This window comes from Bacteroides congonensis (genome assembly GCF_900130125.1).
GTDB classification, from domain to species: domain Bacteria; phylum Bacteroidota; class Bacteroidia; order Bacteroidales; family Bacteroidaceae; genus Bacteroides; species Bacteroides congonensis.
The window spans coordinates 742,517-762,152 of the sequence record NZ_FQXY01000010.1 but is presented as its reverse complement, the minus strand read 5'-3'; the positions used below and the strand labels follow the sequence as shown (position 1 = coordinate 762,152).

At 46.7% G+C, this 19,636-nt stretch carries 13 protein-coding genes and 2 pseudogenes; 2 read left to right on the top strand and 13 right to left on the bottom strand.

Annotation, left to right across the window (positions count from 1 at the left end):
* Nucleotides 1-99 precede the first annotated feature (99 nt).
* The 11 genes and pseudogenes from BQ7997_RS26050 to BQ7997_RS14310 form a co-directional block, all read right to left on the bottom strand.
* A pseudogene (locus BQ7997_RS26050) lies at nucleotides 100-2,058 on the bottom strand (glycosyltransferase family 117 protein); the annotation flags it as partial.
* 307 nt (nucleotides 2,059-2,365) lie between these two features.
* Entirely contained in the window at nucleotides 2,366-3,133 is a 768-nt protein-coding gene (locus BQ7997_RS14355) for a metal ABC transporter ATP-binding protein (protein ID WP_073346987.1), read from the bottom strand.
* 54 nt (nucleotides 3,134-3,187) lie between these two features.
* The gene (locus tag BQ7997_RS14350) at nucleotides 3,188-4,117 is read right to left on the bottom strand and encodes a metal ABC transporter solute-binding protein, Zn/Mn family (protein ID WP_073346986.1); all 930 of its coding nucleotides are present in this window, start codon (nucleotides 4,115-4,117) and stop codon (nucleotides 3,188-3,190) included.
* 44 nt (nucleotides 4,118-4,161) lie between these two features.
* The gene (gene mnmD / locus BQ7997_RS14345) at nucleotides 4,162-4,908 is read right to left on the bottom strand and encodes a tRNA (5-methylaminomethyl-2-thiouridine)(34)-methyltransferase MnmC2 (protein WP_073346985.1); all 747 of its coding nucleotides are present in this window, start codon (nucleotides 4,906-4,908) and stop codon (nucleotides 4,162-4,164) included.
* 87 nt (nucleotides 4,909-4,995) lie between these two features.
* Nucleotides 4,996-5,475 (bottom strand): YqaA family protein, encoded by a 480-nt coding sequence (locus BQ7997_RS14340; RefSeq protein ID WP_022138873.1) that lies wholly within the window; start codon nucleotides 5,473-5,475, stop codon nucleotides 4,996-4,998.
* Nucleotides 5,460-6,470 carry a hypothetical protein gene (locus BQ7997_RS14335; protein WP_022138872.1) on the bottom strand — a complete coding sequence of 337 codons (1,011 nt, stop codon included), beginning with the start codon at nucleotides 6,468-6,470 and terminating at the stop codon, nucleotides 5,460-5,462. The genes BQ7997_RS14340 and BQ7997_RS14335 overlap by 16 nt, the downstream gene beginning before the upstream one ends.
* An 11-nt stretch (nucleotides 6,471-6,481) precedes the next feature.
* Entirely contained in the window at nucleotides 6,482-7,756 is a 1,275-nt protein-coding gene (purD, locus tag BQ7997_RS14330; protein WP_073346984.1) for a phosphoribosylamine--glycine ligase, read from the bottom strand.
* 63 nt (nucleotides 7,757-7,819) lie between these two features.
* Nucleotides 7,820-10,015 carry a S9 family peptidase gene (locus tag BQ7997_RS14325; protein WP_073346983.1) on the bottom strand — a complete coding sequence of 732 codons (2,196 nt, stop codon included), beginning with the start codon at nucleotides 10,013-10,015 and terminating at the stop codon, nucleotides 7,820-7,822.
* 14 nt (nucleotides 10,016-10,029) lie between these two features.
* Nucleotides 10,030-10,356: pseudogene (locus tag BQ7997_RS14320) on the bottom strand (ORF6N domain-containing protein); the annotation flags it as partial.
* A 222-nt stretch (nucleotides 10,357-10,578) separates the two neighbouring features.
* The gene (locus tag BQ7997_RS14315) at nucleotides 10,579-12,045 is read right to left on the bottom strand and encodes a THUMP domain-containing class I SAM-dependent RNA methyltransferase (protein WP_044655040.1); all 1,467 of its coding nucleotides are present in this window, start codon (nucleotides 12,043-12,045) and stop codon (nucleotides 10,579-10,581) included.
* Between the two features lie 16 nt (nucleotides 12,046-12,061).
* Nucleotides 12,062-12,967, bottom strand: coding sequence for a serine O-acetyltransferase (locus tag BQ7997_RS14310; protein WP_022138029.1), 906 nt, complete (start codon nucleotides 12,965-12,967; stop codon nucleotides 12,062-12,064).
* A gap of 121 nt (nucleotides 12,968-13,088) precedes the next feature.
* Between BQ7997_RS14310 and BQ7997_RS14305 the strand changes: the two genes are divergently transcribed.
* The gene (locus BQ7997_RS14305) at nucleotides 13,089-15,122 is read left to right on the top strand and encodes a tetratricopeptide repeat-containing sensor histidine kinase (RefSeq protein WP_073347439.1); all 2,034 of its coding nucleotides are present in this window, start codon (nucleotides 13,089-13,091) and stop codon (nucleotides 15,120-15,122) included.
* Nucleotides 15,119-15,898 carry a LytR/AlgR family response regulator transcription factor gene (locus BQ7997_RS14300; RefSeq protein ID WP_073346982.1) on the top strand — a complete coding sequence of 260 codons (780 nt, stop codon included), beginning with the start codon at nucleotides 15,119-15,121 and terminating at the stop codon, nucleotides 15,896-15,898. Before BQ7997_RS14305 ends, BQ7997_RS14300 begins: the two co-directional genes overlap by 4 nt.
* 143 nt (nucleotides 15,899-16,041) lie before the next feature.
* Here BQ7997_RS14300 and BQ7997_RS14295 read toward each other — a convergent pair whose 3' ends face one another.
* The gene (locus BQ7997_RS14295) at nucleotides 16,042-16,437 is read right to left on the bottom strand and encodes a DUF3836 domain-containing protein (protein WP_022138032.1); all 396 of its coding nucleotides are present in this window, start codon (nucleotides 16,435-16,437) and stop codon (nucleotides 16,042-16,044) included.
* Nucleotides 16,438-16,770: 333 nt separating this feature from the next.
* On the bottom strand, nucleotides 16,771-19,563 hold the full coding sequence (polA, locus tag BQ7997_RS14285; RefSeq protein ID WP_073346981.1) for a DNA polymerase I: 2,793 nt from the start codon (nucleotides 19,561-19,563) through the stop codon (nucleotides 16,771-16,773).
* Nucleotides 19,564-19,636 lie beyond the last annotated feature (73 nt).

Sequence of the window (19,636 nt, the reverse complement as noted above, 5' to 3'; positions counted from 1 at the left end):
AAACTTCGCTCTTTTCTCTTCCAGTGTTCTTCTTATCTTCTCCGCTTCTTCTTCCGTTGCCCCTGCGATAAGGCGCTGTTCGGGTTTCATTCTTGAGCACCACTGGATCAGTCCTGCCACTCCCATACCTATCCAAATGGCAAAGGCATAGAACGAGCCGGCATATGCGTAGTCACGTTCACGGGGCTGTGCAGGTGTTTGGTTGAGGTAGAGCACGATGGCGATACCTGTCATGAAGAACAGGAAGAATACTACCCAGAACTGCTGGATACCACGCTGGTTGCGGTAAGCCTGCCAGAAGAGCCCTATCAGGCCGAGAATCAGCGGCAGGCAGTAGAATACATTATGCCCCTTGTTATCCTTGAGATCCTGTGGGAGCAATTCCTGATTGCCTACGAGCAGGTTGTCGATGAACGGAATGCCGGTAATCCAGTTGCCATGTTCTATTTCTCCGGTGCTCTGTATGTCGTTCTGCCGTCCGGCAAAGTTCCACATGAAGTAACGCCAGTACATGAAGTTCAACTGGTAGGAGAAGAAGAACTTGATATTCTCCCATTGGGTGGGCATATTTACCATTACCATTTCCCCGCACTGGTCGTAAGGCACGTCATAGCCTTTGATGTCTACCCATTGCTTGTAGAGCGGGGCGTGTGACGAGCTGTACATACGCGGGAAGAGCATATTCTGCGCATATTCGTATTCGATACGTCCGGGGAGTTCGATATAAGAGTCTTTTTCGTCCGGTGAGGTCTTTTCCTTGCGGACATATTTGCTTCCCGTTTCCGATTGGCGGGGAACGCAATATCCGTCTTTTACGTCGAGCGCCACTTTCGAAGAGAAAGCAGGCCCGTAGAATAACGGACGTGTTCCGTACTGTTCGCGGCCAAGGTATTCGCCCAGCGTGAAGATGTCTTCCGGTGAGTTCTGATCCATCGGCGTGTTGGCGGTAGAACGGATAACGATTAGTGCGTAAGAGGAATATCCGATGACAATCATCATGGTACACAGCAATGCCGTATTCATGGTGCGGGCGGAAATACGCCATTTCTCTTTGATTTTGGCCTGCATTTGCGGAGCAAGATAAAGCCCCAATGCGGCGATAACCAGAATACCGATAACGATACTGCTTGCTCCGTGTCCGTAGAATGGGATACCGAGCAGGGTAATCGTCAGGATGAAGGAGATAGCCATGCGCATCTTGTTCTTTTCGGTATAACTTTCGTATACACCCCAAATAAGAGAAGCCGCAAGCAGGATTATGTAAACGACTACGCCGGAATTGAACGACATGCCGAGTCCGTTGACGAACAGCAGTTCGAACCAGCCGCCTACTTTCACGATGCCCGGTACGATGCCGTAGAGCACGGCGGCTACGAGTACGCCGGAACCGACGAGTGCCAGTAACGAGCCTTTGGCGGTGGCATTCGGAGTCTTTTTGTAGTAATATACCAGTACGATGGCAGGCAGGCAGAGCAGGTTCAGCAAGTGCACGCCGATACTTAATCCCGTCAGATAAGCGATGAGGATAATCCAACGGTCGCTGTGAGGTTGGTCGGCTACGTCTTCCCATTTCAGAATCAGCCAGAAAACGACTGCGGTAAACAGGGAAGAGAAAGCATATACTTCACCTTCTACGGCCGAGAACCAGAATGTGTCGCTGAACGTATAGACCAGTGCGCCGACCAGTCCGCTGCCCATGATGGTGACAAGCTGTCCTTGGGTGATATTGTTTTCGTCAGTGACAATCAGTTTGCGAACCAGGTGGGTGATGCTCCAAAAGAGGAACAGGATGCAGGCGCCGCTCATCAGGGCACTCATATAATTCACCATTTTCGCAACAGTGGTTACGTCGGAAGCAAATTGGGTAAACAGATTCGCCATCAGCATGAAGAAAGGTGCGCCGGGCGGGTGACCGACTTCCAGTTTGTAGCCGGTGGTTATAAACTCAGGGCAATCCCAGAAACTTGCGGTCGGCTCTATTGTGAGACAATAGACTGTCGCCGCAATGATGAATGTAAGCCAACCCATGAGGTTGTTTACGGTTCTGTACTGTTTCATTAGCACTATGGTAGTTTATTCGTTAAAAACAAGTTACGCGGTCGCAAAGATAGTGATTTACCTGTATATAGGAGAAGAAAGTAAGATTTATTAAGTATAAGGAGACTCTTTGGGTGATAATAAATATAAATCCCGCGACAGGTATTAATAGATAAGGTTGTCAGGTGTTAATACTTGAGTTGTCAGGTATTAACACTTGGGACTTCAGGTATTAACACTTGAGAGGCCGGCTATTAATAGCTGATTTTCAAGGTGCTAATAGCTGATTTTTAAGGTATGAATGGTTGAAAGCCCAAGTATTGCATCTTTAGTGATGGTGATGCTCGCCCAGAATGCGGTGCGGCAATGTCCCGTGTCCGAGCAGTTCGATGGGGCAGTTGAAATTCTTCTCCAGCCATTCAGTGGTGACAACCGTATCGGGGTGATAATCCAGTGTTTCATTGACACAAGCGATGGATTTTACTTGTTGGAGCACTGTGCCGATATCATGGCTGACAAGGATAATGGCGCAATCTTTATTGATTTCTGCCAGCAGTTCATAGAGACGGGCTTCGAAACGCTTGTCGATATACGTGCTTGGCTCGTCGAGAATCAGGACTGCGGGGTCGGAGATGATGGCACGTCCCAATAGGGCACGTTGTAATTGTCCGCCGCTGAGTTGTCCGATAGAGCGATGCTCAAGACCCTCAAGCCCCATGCGGGCGATGATTTCTTTCCCTTTTTCTTTCTGTTCGGGCGTAAATCGGGAGATAAGGGACTTTTGTATGCTCAATCCTGACAGGATAACTTCTTCCACCGAAATCGGGAATTTACGGTCGATGGTGCTGTATTGCGGCAGATAGCCAAGTGAAAGTTGGGTGTTGGAAGCCTTTTCTGCAGGAGTGTGAAAGATGATTTCTCCCCCTGTGAGGGGCAGCAGGCCGAGGATACACTTGATAAGTGTCGTCTTGCCGCCGCCGTTGGGGCCGATAATACCCAGAAAATCCCGTTCGTAGACGTTCAGGTTGACGTCGTGGAGAACAGTGCGGCCGTCATATCCGGCAGAAAGATTCTTTATTTCGATTATGGGTTTCATTGTTGAAAATGGCTGGGGTTATTCTTTATATTTCTAGTTTGCGGCTGCTTGCATCTACTTTGTAGCTGTTTGCGGGGCAAGTGCTTTGGCTACATTCAGCATTTCTTCTTCCCAGTCGTAGCTTAACGGATTGATGGGGACAACCTTCGTTCCGGTTTGCTGCGCGATGGTTTCCGCATTGCGTTTGTCAAATTCCGGTTGTACGAAGATGACGCGCACATCTTCGGTCTGGCAGAGGTCTATCAGTTCTTTCAGGTGGGCGGGAGAAGGCTCTTTGCCACCCTCTTCGATAGAAATCTGATGCAATCCGTAGTCGCGGGCGAAGTAGGAGAGTGCCGGATGGTAAATCATAAAGGCTTTGGCGGCTTCCGGTGCGGAGAGTTGTTGGCGAATCAGGCTGTCGGTATGTTGGATACGTTGGCAGAGGGAGTCGTAGCGTGCCATGTAGTATGCGTCGTTGGCTTTATCCAGTTGGCTGAGGGCTTTGTAGGTGTTTCCGGCGATGATTAATGCATTGGCGGTAGAATTCCATACATGGGGCTCTACGGCGTGGGTATGTCCGTCACGAGGGCCATGTCCGTGTCCGTGGTCATGGTCGCCGTTGTTAAGGATAAGGTCGATGCCTTTGGAAGTATCGAATACTTGGATATGGGGCGTATTGTTCATCAGGCGCTCCATCCATGCCTGTTCGAAGCCGATGTATCCGATGCGGAAATAGGCTTTGCTATTTCCGAGGGAAACCAGTTGCTGGGGGACAGGGTCGTATGTCTCCGGGCTGGAACCTTTGGGAACCATGCTGATTACCTTGAATTTGTCTCCTGCGATGGCTTCGGTGAAATAACGCTGGGGTTCGAGTGTGACGGTAATCACCGGCTTTTCCTCATCGCCGTTATTACTTTTGGACGCACGTCCTGTGCAGGCTGCCAGTAGCAGGCAGGAACCTAGGAGAAGAAGCGTTCTCATATCTTTTAGTTGTTTTTTCATGGCTTTCTTTTATTTCGAGGGTTTCTTTTTATCTTATCTTGTTTTTACTCTTGTTTACAGGCGCGTAATATCTCCCGTTTACCACCCGGAGGGCCCGGAAGACGTTCTACGATGAATCCGGCTGTCTGCAACATTCGTCGTACAATGCCTTTTGCGCAGTAAGTGGTGAGGATACCGTCTTTAGCTAATAAAACATAAAGACGGTTGAATAGTTCTTGCGACCACATTTCCGGTTGCTTTTCCGGGGCGAAGGCGTCGAAGTAGACGAGGTCATATGAGTTATCAATAGTCGATAATGGAGAACGGGTTTCGTTATTGGTTATTGCCCATTTTTCATTATTCATTGTCCATTCGTTGACGTCCGTCTCTACTTTCCGTAAAGTGAAGTGTGGAGTAAGGTGTACCTCTTCTTCCCAGAGAGATGTGTGGAGTTGCTTGAAAAGTTCGATAGCCGTTTGCTGTTCGCCGTTTACTGTTACTTGTTCATCGTTCGGAACATAGTTAAGCTGCTCCACTGTCTGCCATTCCAAAGGATATAGTTCCAAGCCTGTATAGTGTACGTTCCGACCGCTTTTCTCTGCTTCTTTGAGAGTGAGCCAGGCATTCAGTCCTGTTCCGAAACCTATCTCAAGAACGCGCGGAGAGATGGCGGCAGAAGCTTTCAGCCCCATATCAATGAAGATATGCTGAGATTCCGTGTGTGCTCCTTTCGTTGAATGATAATGTTCATTCAATTCCGGTACAAATAGGGTAGCACTCCCGTCCTCGGTTTTCTCAATAATTCTTTCCATTACGCAATCTCTGTTACCTGATAATGCTTGATATCTAATACTTTACACTTAATACCTAATACTTATAATACCTGATGCTTAAAACCTTTATCCTGCCACTGCATCCCAGGCGCTTTCGAGCACATACAGAAGAAGGATATAGCGTACTAGCTTGCCGACGAACATGGAACCTACGGTAAGCCATGTATTGCTCCGCATAAATCCCAGTGCAATGGCGATCACTTCTCCGATGGCGGGAAGAAAGGCAAAGAATGCCATCAATGCTCCTTTCCCTTGCAGGAAGTTCACCATTTTATCTACTTTTTCTTTCTTTACTTTGAAATATTTCTCAATCCAGCTTATTTTGCCCAGACGCCCCATGTAGTAGCATGTCATTCCGCCGACCGTGTTGCCTAAAGTGGCGGACAGCAGGCAGGCGACAGGGGGCAGGCCGAGTTTCACCAGTGTCACCAGTACCAGTTCGGAACTGAAGGGCACGATGCTTCCTGCCAGTAAAGCCGAGATGAATAATCCCGGAAGTCCCCACTCTATGAGGAGTTGTACGATTGAATCTATAAAAGCGTCCATATATTAAATGCGAATAAGAGGATGAGACTGACCAATGAAACGATAAAAAACACATTGGAGCTTTTACTGTTGGTCAGTACAAAAAAATGTCCGATAAGGATGCTGCAACTTATCATAAGAAGCGGTAGCAAATCACTGCAATAGTTCGGTTGGATGGCTATCAGCAGGAAGAGGAAGATGGTCAGGTCTATCAGGAATTGCAGATAGGCGCGTGTACGTATCTTGTCCTCGAAGCCGGCGGCAATACAATGAACGGCACTGACAATGAACAGCACGAGCAAATAGCCGAGCACTGCCAGTTCCCAAGTCTGGAGAATCTGCAAGTTAAAGACGTCGCCGAAAGTTGTCAGTTCGATGAAAGGACGGTAGAACAGTTCCATTTCATTGTAGAAGAAGGCATGTCCGAACAGCATCCAGTAAGGCAGCATCCATCCGAGCAATGCGCCGCAGAAGCTGCGTGGCGTAAGCGCTTGAAACCGGTAGGCTTCAAACAGCCAAAGCACAGAGAGCACAGTGAGCTGTGGAAAAAGGATGCTTCCCGCCCCGATAAAGAGGAAGGAATAGAACAGATAGCCTGCCGCACGCGATTGCTGATAACTCTTAAATAAGAAATAAATCGAAATAAGGAAAGCCAGGGCGGCAATGTCTCCTGCGTACAACAGATGCATCTCCGGACAGGCAGTGACCAGCAGGAAGTAAATAGCCGTCTGCATCGAAGCCCTCATACGGATAATGCCAAACTGGTTGTTCAGCTCTATCAGGAAATAACCGATAACGGCATAGACAAGAAAGCTGACGATTCGTTCCGCCCAGCCCGGAAGCAGAAAGTCACGGGCAGATTGCCAGAACGAAGAAAGGTTTTCTTGTGTGGGAGCAGTCATGAGGTCGGGAAATAAAAAGTAGGTCGACACCCAACAGAGGGTGCAGATAAGAATAACGACAGGCAGGGTGAACCGTCCTGCCGTTACTTGATTCTGTAGCTTTTTATTTCTCATTATTTCGTTTCTTACAAATCGAACCCGATGTCGCGACGGAAGTATTTCTTGTCGAAGTCAATCATATCCGCCACTTTGTAGCTCTGTGCCAGTGCTTCTTCTTTCGTCGCACCGTAAGAGCAGACGGCGATGACACGTCCGCCGTTTGTCACCACTTGTCCGTCCTTCAGGGCTGTTCCGGCATGGAAGATGATACTGTCCGTAGCGGCAGCCTGTTCCAGTCCCTTGATGGGGAATCCTTTTTCGTAGGCTTCGGGGTAACCGCCGCTGACGAGGATAACACAACCTGCCGAGCGCGAATCCATTACGAGTGTTTTCTCGTTCAGGTTGCCTGCGGCTGTACCTTCAAGCAGTTCGACGAGGTCGCTCTGGATGCGGAGCATCACGCTTTCTGTTTCGGGGTCGCCCATGCGGACGTTGTATTCGATGACCATCGGCTCGCCTTTCACCCGGATAAGTCCGAGGAAGATGAAGCCTTTGTAGGTGATGTTTTCTTCTTTCAGTCCGTTGATGGTCGGTTCGATGATGCGGGTACGTACCTTCTCCATATATGCTTCATCGGCAAACGGAACAGGGGTTACGCTACCCATACCGCCTGTGTTGAGGCCTTTGTCGCCTTCGCCGATACGTTTGTAGTCTTTGGCTACGGGAAGGACTTTGTAGTTCTCTCCGTCTGTCAGGACGAATACGGAACATTCGATACCGCTAAGGAATTCCTCGATAACAACGGTTGCGGATGCGGAGCCGAACATTCCGCCCAGCATTTCTTTCAGTTCCTTCTTTGCTTCGTCCAGTGTGGGAAGGATAAGAACGCCTTTGCCGGCACAAAGACCGTCGGCTTTCAGTACGTAGGGAGCTTCCAGTGTTTCGAGGAAAGCGAGCCCTTCTTCAAGATTTTCGGCAGTGATGCTTTTGTAGCGGGCTGTCGGGATATTGTGACGCATCATGAAGCCTTTCGCAAATTCTTTGCTTCCTTCCAGTTGCGCTCCTTTTGCCGAAGGGCCGATAACGGCAATATGCTTTAGTTCCGGACGGTTCTGGAAATAGTCGTAGATGCCTTCTACCAGCGGGTCTTCGGGGCCTACTACTATCATTTCGATGTTTTTCTCCTTTGCGAAGGCGCTGATAGCTTCAAAATCAGTTGCTTTGATGTTGACATTCTCGCCTACGGCAGTTGTTCCGGCATTACCCGGGGCAATGTATAGTTTTTCAACTTTCGGACTTTGGGCAATTTTCCATGCGAGTGCATGTTCGCGGCCGCCCGAGCCTAGTAATAATATCTTCATCTTTGTACTGTTATAAGTTATACTGTTATTTGTCTGGATATGGATGCGGTTACTTTTTGCAGGTTATAGGTTCTGTTCAAAGTAACGGGTGATTTTCTCGTGCAGATGTACACGGTCGCGGCCTGATACGTTGTGCTTGTGGCACGGGTAAATGAACAGGTCGGGGTAGGTGCGGGCATCTACACAGGCTTTCATGAACGACAGTGTATGCTGTGGCACACAGGTATCGTCGTGGTCGTCATGGATAATCAGCAGGTGGCCTTTCAGTTGTCCCGCAAAGTTCTTTAGGTTACATTCTTTGTAGCCTTCGGGATTGCTTTCGGGAGTGTCCATATAGCGTTCGCCGTACATGATTTCATAGTAACCCCAGTCGATTACAGGGCCGCCGGCAACGCCTACTTTGAATATTTCCGGGTAACGGAGTAATAGGGCGGTGGTCATGTGCCCGCCGAAGCTCCATCCGTGTACGCCGATACGTTCGCTGTCTACGTAGGGCAGGGATTTCAGGTATTCTACACCTTTCACCTGGTCTTTGCTTTCTTCGATGCCGAGATGACGGAAGGTGGCGTTTTCAAATTCCAGTCCGCGGTTACTGCTGCCACGATTGTCGATGGTGAACATGATATAGCCTTTGTTGGCCATGTAAGTATCCCATCCGCGCGCGCCGTTCTGCCATCCGCCGGTGACGCATTGTGCGTGAGGGCCGCCGTAGACGTAGACAATGACCGGATATTTCTTGTTAGGGTCGAAGTCTGCCGGTTTCATGAGACGGTAGTGCAGGTCGGTGGTACCGTCGGCTGCCTTGATACTTCCGGTTTCGATGCTTGGCATCTGGTAGCCTTCGTAGGGGCTTTTTGCTGTCAGCAAGTTGACGGTTTCTTTGAAATCTTTGGTATCTACCAGGTTGATGATACGTGGCTGGTCTTTAGTGGAATAACGGTCGATAAGATAAGTGCCGGATGCGTTAAGTACGCCGCTGTGCTCACTTTCCTGACACTTGCTGAATGGTTGGTTCATCTTTCCGTTGCCGGTATTTACTGCAAAGTGGCCACTCTTCAAGCCTTCGATAGCGGTGAAGATAATGTCTTTACGTTTGGCATTGAAGCCGAGGATGTCTTTTACCAGCCAATTGCCTTTGGTCAACTGTCGTACCTTGTAGAACTGTTGGTATGTTCCGCCTGTTGCAGAGGAATGTACTTCGGGATACGTCTTGGTACGTGTATCAAAGAGGTATAGGTGATTGTAACCATCACGCTGGCTCTGATAGATGAATTTGGTGGCATCCCATGGTAAGAATACGATTGGATTTTGCGGTTCGACGTATTTGGGGTGCGTCTCTTCATAAAGAACTTCTATCAGATTGCCTGTCTCCGCATTGTATTGGCAAAGTTTGGCCTGATTTTGGTCACGGTTCACTTCTATGAGGTAGAGGTTTTTTTCATCCGGCGACCAACTGATATTTGTAAAGTAGCGGTCGGTAGGGTCGCCTGTATTCAGGTAAATGCTTTTTCCGGTTACAGGATTATAGATACCTACCTGTACTTTATGGCTGGTCATTCCCGCCATCGGATAGCGTACATTATTGACTTCTCCCACACGTGCGGTGATATCTACAAGTGGGTATTGTGTTACCATGCTTTCATCCATGCGATAGAAGGCCAGCAGATTACCTTTCGGGCTCCAGAAAGTACCTTTATTGATACCAAATTCATTGCGATGCACGGATTGTCCGCAAACGATGCCTTCGGGTTCGTTGGTCACTGCTTGCTCATTGACGTACAGGTTATTGCCTATCGTATAAGCTACATTACCGCTAGTTGCGCAATAGTCTTCATTATTAGCTTTCTCCCTAAGTTTGAGGGTGCTGATAATGCGGTTGTTCTTAAAGTCATATGTGATAAACTTTCCTGCTATTGTGAATAGCATTTGCGGTTTGTCCGCCCACGGGAAGCGGATGGAGTACAGATGTGACAACTTCCCTGCTTCGTTCTCGGCAAGTACCTTGTTAATCTGTTCGCGGGTGATGACCATCGTCTCTTTTCCCGTTTTAGGCTCAACCGAATAAAGCGTATCGACGCCCGGTTTCATACATTCGTCACCCCACCATTGCAGCCCGTACAGGTTTTCTGCATAAAGGTAGCTTTCGCCGCCCGGAATTAACTCTTCCAGTGTTGGCTTTTTGGTTTCTTGTGCCATAACATTGAATCCGATTGGTAGTGCCATCAACAACAGGATGGTTCTTTTTCCAATTTTACTCATTGCTCTTTTCTTTATTATTTGTTTTTAAATCCTTCTACTTTTACTCTGTCCAAAGGAGTGGTTTTTATCTGAATAGCAGCACTCAATTTGGCAAAGGCGGTAAATAAGTCATCAAATTGCTTCTCGTAGCTTTCTCTGTCCGATGATACGTCTTCTTCCAGATATTCAATCCTTTTCTTTAATTCTTCCAGTTCCTGCTTCGGGGCGTGGGAGAGTAGGTATTGACGCATATGAACGAAGGCTCGCATGATGTTGATGTTGACTTCGATGGCTTTAGGGCTCCGAAGTACTCCGGAAAGCATGGCTACACCTTCTTGAGTGAAGGCGAAAGGTGCATATCTAAACCAGTTAATATCTAAGGTCACATTTTGTGACCTTATACTGTCTATTAGATAGTTACACTCTTCATTCTTCGTTTAATTTGGTAGCTAGCTTACCATCTACGCTTATTACTTAACATAATTATCATTTGAACTTGAGGTTGCAATTTGTGACCTCATATTGTTTGTCAGATAGTTAACCCTCTTTTGTCTGGTAAAGTGTAATTAACTATTGATGTTCAGCTATTCCTCTTCCTTCTTTGGAATCCTTGGCTCCCGATTTCCTTTAAACTCTCTCGGCGCTCTTGAATCCCTTCCCTCGCGGAAATCTCCCCGTGGCTTCCTATCTCTGTCGCCACCTTTAAAATCACCACCTTCTCTACGCGGTTTGAAATCTCCCTCTCTGCGAGGTCTGGATTCACCTTCTCTGCGTGGCTTGAAGTCCCCTTCGCGTCGTGGTTTAAACTCACCTTCACGACGTGGCTTGAACTCTTTTCTTTCTCTGAATCTTGGAGCTTGTTCCCCTTCGGAGTCTTTCTTGTCTTCCTCTTCTCCTTCCTGGCTCTTGAATTCTTTGTACTTTCCGTCAAAAATCTCATATTTGCGGAACTCACACTCCAACGGGCCATTGAACAAAGGCACTTTCTGGCTTGCCTTCAAACCGATTTGGTCGAAACACTCTTCCCGATAAGACAATACCCACGCTTCATTACCGACAAACGCATGCTTCAGACGCTCGCCAATCATTTGATAAAGCCCGAGCAAATCATTCGTAGAAATACGCTCTCCATAAGGCGGATTCGTGATAATGATTGACTTCTCCTTCGGCTGTTCGAACTGCTGGAATGGTTGTAACTTCAGCACTATATCTTTCGATACACCCGCAGCCTTTATATTATGTGTAGCAATCTCATTAGCCTTTGGATTGTTATCATATCCATAAATCTTATGAGTAAATTCACGCTCCTGACTGTCATCGTTGTAGATTTCATCAAACATATCCGCATCGAAATCCACCCACTTCTCGAAAGCGAATCCTTTGCGGAACACTCCCGGAGCAATATTCTTTGCAATCAGGGCAGCTTCGACAGGAATAGTACCCGAACCACACATAGGGTCAATCAAGTCACAATCCCCACGCCATCCCGTCATCAGAATCATACCGGCAGCCAACACCTCGTTCAACGGAGCTTCTACCGCTTCCTGGCGATAACCGCGGCGGTGCAGAGACTCGCCCGAAGAATCCAAAGACAACGTACAGGTAGTCTGTGCAATGTGAATGTTCAGCAATACGTCCGGATTATTGATACGGACAGACGGGCGCTTTCCGGTTTTCTCGCGGAAATAGTCCACAATCGCATCTTTCACTTTATACGAAACGAACTTCGAATGGCGGAATTCATCACTAAACACCACTGCGTCGATAGCAAAAGTCTTGTTAACATCGAGATAATCTTCCCATCGAATGGCTTGTATCTGGTTATAAACTTCGTCAGCATCCTTCGCTGTGAAGTTCTTGATAGGTTTCAGGATGCGGATAGCGGTACGAAGGCAGAAATTAGCCTTATACATCATACGTTTGTCTCCGGTGAATGAAACCATCCGGCGTCCTATTTGGATATCGTTGGCTCCTAATGCTGTCAGTTCTTCTGCAAGTATCTCTTCCAGTCCCTGGAAGGTCTTGGCTATCATCTCGAATTGTTCGCTCATATATAGTTATTTGATTTTATTTTTTTGCTTTGGTTTGTACGATTCTCGCTCCTGCGGGCACATTCTCTGTCACCCATATATTGCCGCCCACGGTTGCGTCGCGTCCGATAGTGATTCTGCCCAGGATAGTGGCATTGGAATAAACAATCACATTGTCTTCCAGAATCGGGTGGCGGGGGATACCCTTGATAGGCTTTCCGTCGGCATCCAGCGGGAAACTCTTGGCTCCCAAAGTGACACCCTGATACAGTTTGACATTATTGCCGATAATACTTGTAGCACCGATAACGACACCTGTTCCGTGGTCGATAGTGAAGTGGCTGCCGATTTTCGCAGCCGGATGGATGTCGATACCCGTCTCACTATGTGCCATCTCCGTGATGATACGCGGAATCAAAGGAACACCCAGTTCCAGTAATTCGTGCGCAATGCGGTAATTGCTGATAGCCTTGATAGCCGGATAGCAGAAGATTACTTCACCATAGCTTTCGGCAGCAGGGTCGCCGTTGTAAGCGGCTTCCACGTCGGTTGCCAGTATTCTCCTCATGGCAGGCAGCTTACTGATAAATTTAGCAGCAAGGCGTGCGGCTTCTTCCCGTTTGGAGTCTGAGCAGACATTGCATTTCCCTTCTATGCTGACGCTGAAACACAACCCGGCGAGGATTTGCTCGGAGAGCAAACCGAATAACTTCTCAATATTTACACCGATGTGATAATTGATTGTCCGGCTGTTGATGGTTGAATTCCCGTAATATCCGGGGAAGAGAATGGAGCGTGAAAGCTCGATAATTTCATACAAGACTTTAGCAGAGGGCAGTGGTTCGCCATCTTTGTGTTGATGAAACAGTCCTTTGTAAGATTCGCTTTCCGATAGCTCATCGACTGCCTGTGTCAAAATGTGGGTGAAGTTCAGTGGACTCATTAGGTCAGTTACTCATATTTATATGGGTGCAAAGGTATTAAAAAAATAATAAAATTCGTTGGGATTCAGGATAAATAATGTATTTTTGTCACATTCAAAACATGACATGAATAAGGGGCAAATGAAACAAAGGGCTACTATGAAACTATTCGGGTGGTTGTGGCTGTTGATGTTATTGGGCTGTGGATATACTGACAAACATCACAGTAAGCCTTTGTGTGAACAGACTTTTGTTGATTCATTGGAAGTTCGCGTGCAGGACTCCCTGTTCTCCAATGTGCTTTATTCCCGCTCACAGATACGTGACGCGTTGGCTCAGGCGCAGGATTCCCAATTTTATTATCGTCTTCTCGCTTTGTACGGAAAAACATTCTTTGTTTCTTCTGATTTCGATTCTATCTTTTATTATCACCGGCAGGTGAAAGCATTCTCCCACAAGGCGGTCAAATGCCCGCGGTGGAACAATGTGCTTTCCGAGATTTATAATATGGAAGGAAATGTCTGGATGCAGTTGAATCGTCCGGATTCTGCCATAATGGACTATAGGCAGGCGTATAGGCATTGTCTGGACGGAGAGAAATTACAGCGTCTTCCGGATATTTGCATCAATATAGCCGATGCTTATCTGCATCGTGGCGACCTGGCGCATACTGCTTTGTATTATCGTCGTGCCCTGTTTCTCTGCGATTCATTGAACTTGTCCGAACATACGAAATTCCCCGTCTACTACGGGCTGGGGCAAACCTATATGGAATTACGTGACTTCGACTTGTCGAACCACTATTATGAACTGGCGGGACAGTTCTTCGATGAAATGAATGTAGGAGAGAAATGGACTTATCTCAACAACCGCGGTAATCATTATTATTACAGAAAAGACTATCAGGAAGCCTTGAAGTATATGCGCAGGGCAAATGAACTGGTATCTGCCCACTCCCAGATGGTGTTCGAGCAGAACTTTATCAAAGTGAATTTGGGAGAGTTATATGTATTGACCGACAACCTCGATTCCGCACAAATATGCCTGGATGAAAGCTATCGTTTTTTCTCTAAAATACAGCATAACTCGGCCATATATTACATCGAAACCCAAATGATTGAACTTGCCCTGAAGAAAGGCAACATTGCGCAGGCGCAAGAAATGATTGCCCGCACTGCTCCCGTGGGGCATCTCGATGCCAATATGCTGACCATACGCAACCAGTATCTCCAGCATTATTTTGAACGTACTGGTGGTTACCGTCGCGCCTATGAATATCTGAAACGTAATGGTCATTTGGACGACTCCATCCGTAGCGAACGGGTGCAGATGCGTGTTGCCGAATTGGATATGCGTTATCAGCAGGATACGATTGTGTTGCGAAAAGAGATACAGATTCAGCAACAGGCAGGTGAAATGAAAGCCCTGAAGTTGAGTGTTTATGTTTGGATACTGGTCTGCGTGCTGCTTGTAGCGGGTACGGTAGTCATCATCTGGTATATGCGCAAGAAGCGGGAATTCCTTCGTGAGCGCTTTTTCCGGCAGATAAACCGTGTCCGCATGGAGAATCTGCGCAGCCGTATTTCCCCTCATTTTACTTTCAATGTGCTGGGACGTGAGATTAACCAGTTCAATGGGTCTGAAGAAGTGAAACAAAACTTGATGGAACTGGTGAAATATCTCCGCCGGAGTCTCGAACTGACAGAGAAACTAAGCGTACCTTTGCAGGATGAACTGGACTTTGTATGCTCTTACATCGACCTGGAGAAAGGGCGTGTCGGAGAGGATTTCACCCCGATAGTTACAGTGGAAGATAGGTTGGATGCTACCCGTATCATGATTCCCTCCATGATTGTGCAGATTCCCGTAGAAAATGCCATCAAGCATGGGCTGGCAGGAAAAGACGGAGTCAAGGAACTGGCTATATGCGTCTCCCGGCAAGAGAACGGAATCCGCATAACAATTATCGACAACGGGCGCGGATATCTCCCGCAGGTGGCTTCCGCAACACGCGGTACCGGTACGGGATTGAAAGTCCTTTACCAGACTATCCAACTGCTGAATACGAAAAATAAGAGTGACAAGATACGTTTTGATATAACCAACAGAAGCGATGGACAGACCGGAACGCAAGTTTCGGTATATATCCCGTTTCATTTTTCTTATGATTTATGATGGAGACAGAAGAAAAGTATAAAGTAGTTATCGTTGATGACGAACGTTCGGCGATTGATGCTTTGCGCCATGAGTTGGAACCCTATCGTGATTTTGAAGTGAAGGGAATTGCAAGCAATGGTACAAAGGGGAAGAAGATGATTATGGAACTGCGCCCGGATTTACTCTTTCTTGATGTAGAACTTCCGGACATACTCGGTCTTAACCTGCTGAGTGAAATAAGGGATGATGTATTGTGGGATATGAAAGTGGTATTCTATACCTCTTATGACAAATATCTGCTGCAAGCCCTGCGCGAATCCGCTTTCGACTTCTTGCTGAAGCCTTTCGAAAGCGAAGATTTAAAAGTGATTATAGACCGTTACCGGAAAGCCATGTCAACCTCTGCGTTGCTTCCGCCGCCTTCCTTCGCGTCTTCTATCAATGCCCTGCTGCCGCAACATGGCATGTTTATGATTAGCACAGTGACCGGATTCAAACTCTTGCGACTGGAAGAAATCGGCTTCTTCGAATACCTGAAAGAGAAGCGCCAATGGCAGGTCGTACTGTTCAACCAGTCACGGTTGAACCTGAAACGGAATACGAAAGCCGAAGATATTATCGGTTATTCACAAGCTTTCATACAGATTAGTCAGTCTGCTATTGTAAATGTAAATTATCTGGCTGTGATTGACGGCAAGTGCTGCCAGCTTTATCCGCCCTTTCATGACAAGAGCGACCTGGTTATCTCCCGGAATTTCTTGAAAGAACTGCAAGAACGCTTTTACGTGCTATAATCTGCCGGGCTTATACATAATCGAAATTATATATCATCGGACTTAATATATAAATGGGCATATATATAAAATGGGGAGACGCCACTTCTTCATCAGGAGCGGCGTCTCTATTTGTTAGAATATTAGAATGAGAGAGAGTTATGTTACATATTTGTATTATCCATCGTAACGGTCATTTCGGGAACCAATACGTAGGTTTGTTTCTTAGCGTTCCATTTGTAATAATTGGTAGTGACAGTCTTGCCTTCATAAATGTAATTGATGCGTAAGTCTTTTTGCCATTCATCCTTGCTGCTGTTCCATTTCATGGATTCACTTTCAATCATACGTTTGTTGTCATCGTACTTATAATTGTACTTCATATAATTAGCGAGAGTGTTACCGTCCATTTTGTAAACGGTTTGTCCTACTGTCACGCCATTTTCTTCTACCGGATTATAAACCAATTGTCCATCGTAGCTACGTGCAGAAGTAGCAAGCGACACAACAAGAAGAACTGCTGATAAAACGAACATTTTTAAGGATACTTTTGCTTTCATGGCTATTTAAGTTTTTGAGTTATACTTTCATATTTCTACAACTGCGTCAGTTTTACGCTGCAAACTTACATATTAATTTGGTGTTTATGCAATTTAAATGCTGAAAGATTGTCAAAATGTCAAGAGATGGTGCGGGGTAACAGTTGCTTTTTGCCAATATTGGTGACAAAAAAATATCCGGCAGTCAATCTGCCGGATATAGAATGAATCACTTCGTTGAGAAAGTGTTCCTTTTACTAGCTTTATGGATACCGGGTTAAATAATGTTATTACATCTTTTACTTTCCGGTTTCCTGATATTTACTTTGTCAGTATGACCTGTGCCGCCTCTTATTAATGTGCTTCAAGCCAATTCTTCCCCCATCCGCAATCAGCTTTCAAAGGCACATGCATACGATATGCCTTCTCCATTTCCTCGATAACGATTTCCTCCACGCGTTCTTTCTCGTTGACGGGAACGCTGAAATTCAATTCGTCATGTACTTGCAGAATCATCTTCGCCTGTATTCCTTCCGCCTGGAAGCGCTGGTAAATACGGGCCATGGCTACCTTGATAATATCCGCCGCGCTACCTTGGATAGGCGCGTTAATCGCATTTCGTTCCGCATACCCGCGTACGACGGCATTTCGTGAATTGATGTCCGGCAAGAAACGTTTCCGATGGAAAATCGTTTCTACATATCCTTTTTCCTGTGCCACCTGAATGCTTTTATCCATATACGCCTTCACGCCCGGATAAGTCTCGAAATACCCGTCAATCAATTCTTTGGCCTCTTTCCGGTCTACATTCATCCGTTCGGCAAGACCGAATACGGATATACCATATATAATACCGAAATTGGCAGTCTTGGCCTTACGGCGCATATCCGAACCTACATCATTCAAATCAATCTTATAGATTTTCGCGGCCGTGGCAGCATGAATGTCGTGATTGCTGAGGAAAGCATCAATCATATTCTTATCCTCGCTGAGATGTGCCATAATGCGTAATTCAATCTGCGAGTAGTCCGCCGAGAAGAAAAGACAACCTTCATCGGGGATGAATGCCTTGCGGATTTCCTTCCCGTTCTCGTCGCGGATAGGGATATTCTGCAAGTTCGGATTGCTCGAACTGAGTCGTCCCGTAGCGGTGACCGTCTGGTTGAAAGACGTATGTACCCGGCCTGTGCGTGGATTGATTAATAAAGGCAGCGCATCGATATACGTTCCCAACAACTTTTTCAGCCCGCGGTGTTCCAGAATCTTTTCCACCACCGGATGCTTGTGGCGAAGACTTTCAAGCACCTCTTCCGAAGTGACATACTGTCCCGTCTTGGTCTTTTTCGCTTTCTCTACAATCTTTAATTTATCAAACAACACTTCGCCGACCTGTTTGGGCGAAGCGATATTGAAAGTCTCGCCTGCCAACCCGTAAATTTCCTTCTCGATGTTTTCCATCTGTGCCGTGAAATGGGCGGACGATTGTTTCAGCGCTTCCGTGTCCAGCAATACCCCGTTCCGTTCTATATTGACCAATACCGGAACAAGCGGCATCTCTATATCGTAGAATAACCTTTCGGCATCATTCTTCTTCAGTTCCTCTTCCAGTACATTCTTCAACTTCAACGTTACATCCGCATCTTCGCAAGCATAACGATAGACGTCCTTCGGGTCAAGGTCGCGCATATTCTTCTGATTCTTACCTTTCGGCCCGATTAGTTCGTCAATATGAATCGTCTGATAGTGCAGATAAATTTCCGCAAGATAATCCATCCCGTGACGAAGTTCCGGCTGAAGAACGTAATGCGCAATCATTGTATCGAAAAGCGGGCCTTTCACATCCGCGCCATAATTTTTGAGAACAATCATGTCGTACTTGATATTCTGTCCTACCTTCAGCGAATTTTCATTTTCAAAGACCGGACGGAACTCGTTGACGATTTTTAACGCTTCTTCTTGCCCGGCAGGGACAGGAACATAAAATGCTTCATTTTCGGCAATAGAAAAACTCATTCCGACCAATTCTGCGTCCATCGGTTCCGTTCCCGTTGTCTCTGTGTCTAACGAGAGAATTTTCGATGTAAGCAACTTTTGAATAATTTCCCATCTTTTCTCTTCTGTATCAATGAGTTGGTAGTTGCAATAAAGTGAATCTAACGTCTCTAGATTTGATTTTTTTGCTTCGTCCGGCTCGTTGCCCGTGAAATTTGCAAATAAATCGCCTTGCACAGCTCCTCCTTCTTCGGGAAAAAGTGGGAGAGGGGCGGGAGTCTCCTTTTTGAGCACGCGGTCGATAAGCGTCCGGAATTCCAGTTCCTCAAAAATACTGCGGAGTGAATTTTCATCTGCGTCTTCGCGGACAAGCTTGTCCATTTCAAGTTGGATGGGTACGTCGATTTTGATAGTTGCCAGGAATTTCGAGAATGTTATCATTTCCCGGTTCGTTTCCACTTTCGTCTTCAGTGCCCCTTTCAGTTGGTCGGTATGCTCCAGCAGATTCTCGATACTTCCGAACTCGGCAATCAACTTCTGTGCAGTCTTTTCCCCTACACCGGGGCAACCGGGAATATTGTCCGAAGAGTCACCCATCAAACCCAGCATATCAATCACTTGCGCAGGCGACTGGATATCAAACTTGGCTTTCACCTCCTCGATGCCCATCACCTCAAAACCACCCGTATGCTTGGGACGGTACATGAATACCTTGTCGCTCACCAACTGACCGTAGTCCTTGTCAGGCGTCATCATATATGTTGTAATCCCCTGCTTGCCGGCTTCGGTGGCAAGAGTTCCTATCACGTCGTCGGCCTCGTAGCCCGACACTTCGAGAATAGGAATACGATAAGCCCTTATAATATCCTTTATAATAGGTACGGACAGGCGGATCGCTTCGGGAGTCTCTTCGCGTTGCGCTTTATATTGTTCGAAAGCCTCGTGGCGGAAGGTAGGCCCTGAAGGGTCGAAAGCTACTCCTATATGCGTCGGATTCTCCTTTTTCAGCACTTCTTCGAGCGTATTGACAAAGCCCAGGATGGCTGAAGTGTTGAATCCTTTGGAGTTGATTCTTGGGTTCTTGATAAAGGCGTAATACGCCCGGTATATCAGTGCATAAGCGTCTAAAAGAAATAATTTATTATCTGAATCCATAGATTTAATTAATTTTTCATGGTAAAAGTACAAAAAAATACCGTATTAAGCGTTTTATTATTACTTTTGTGCT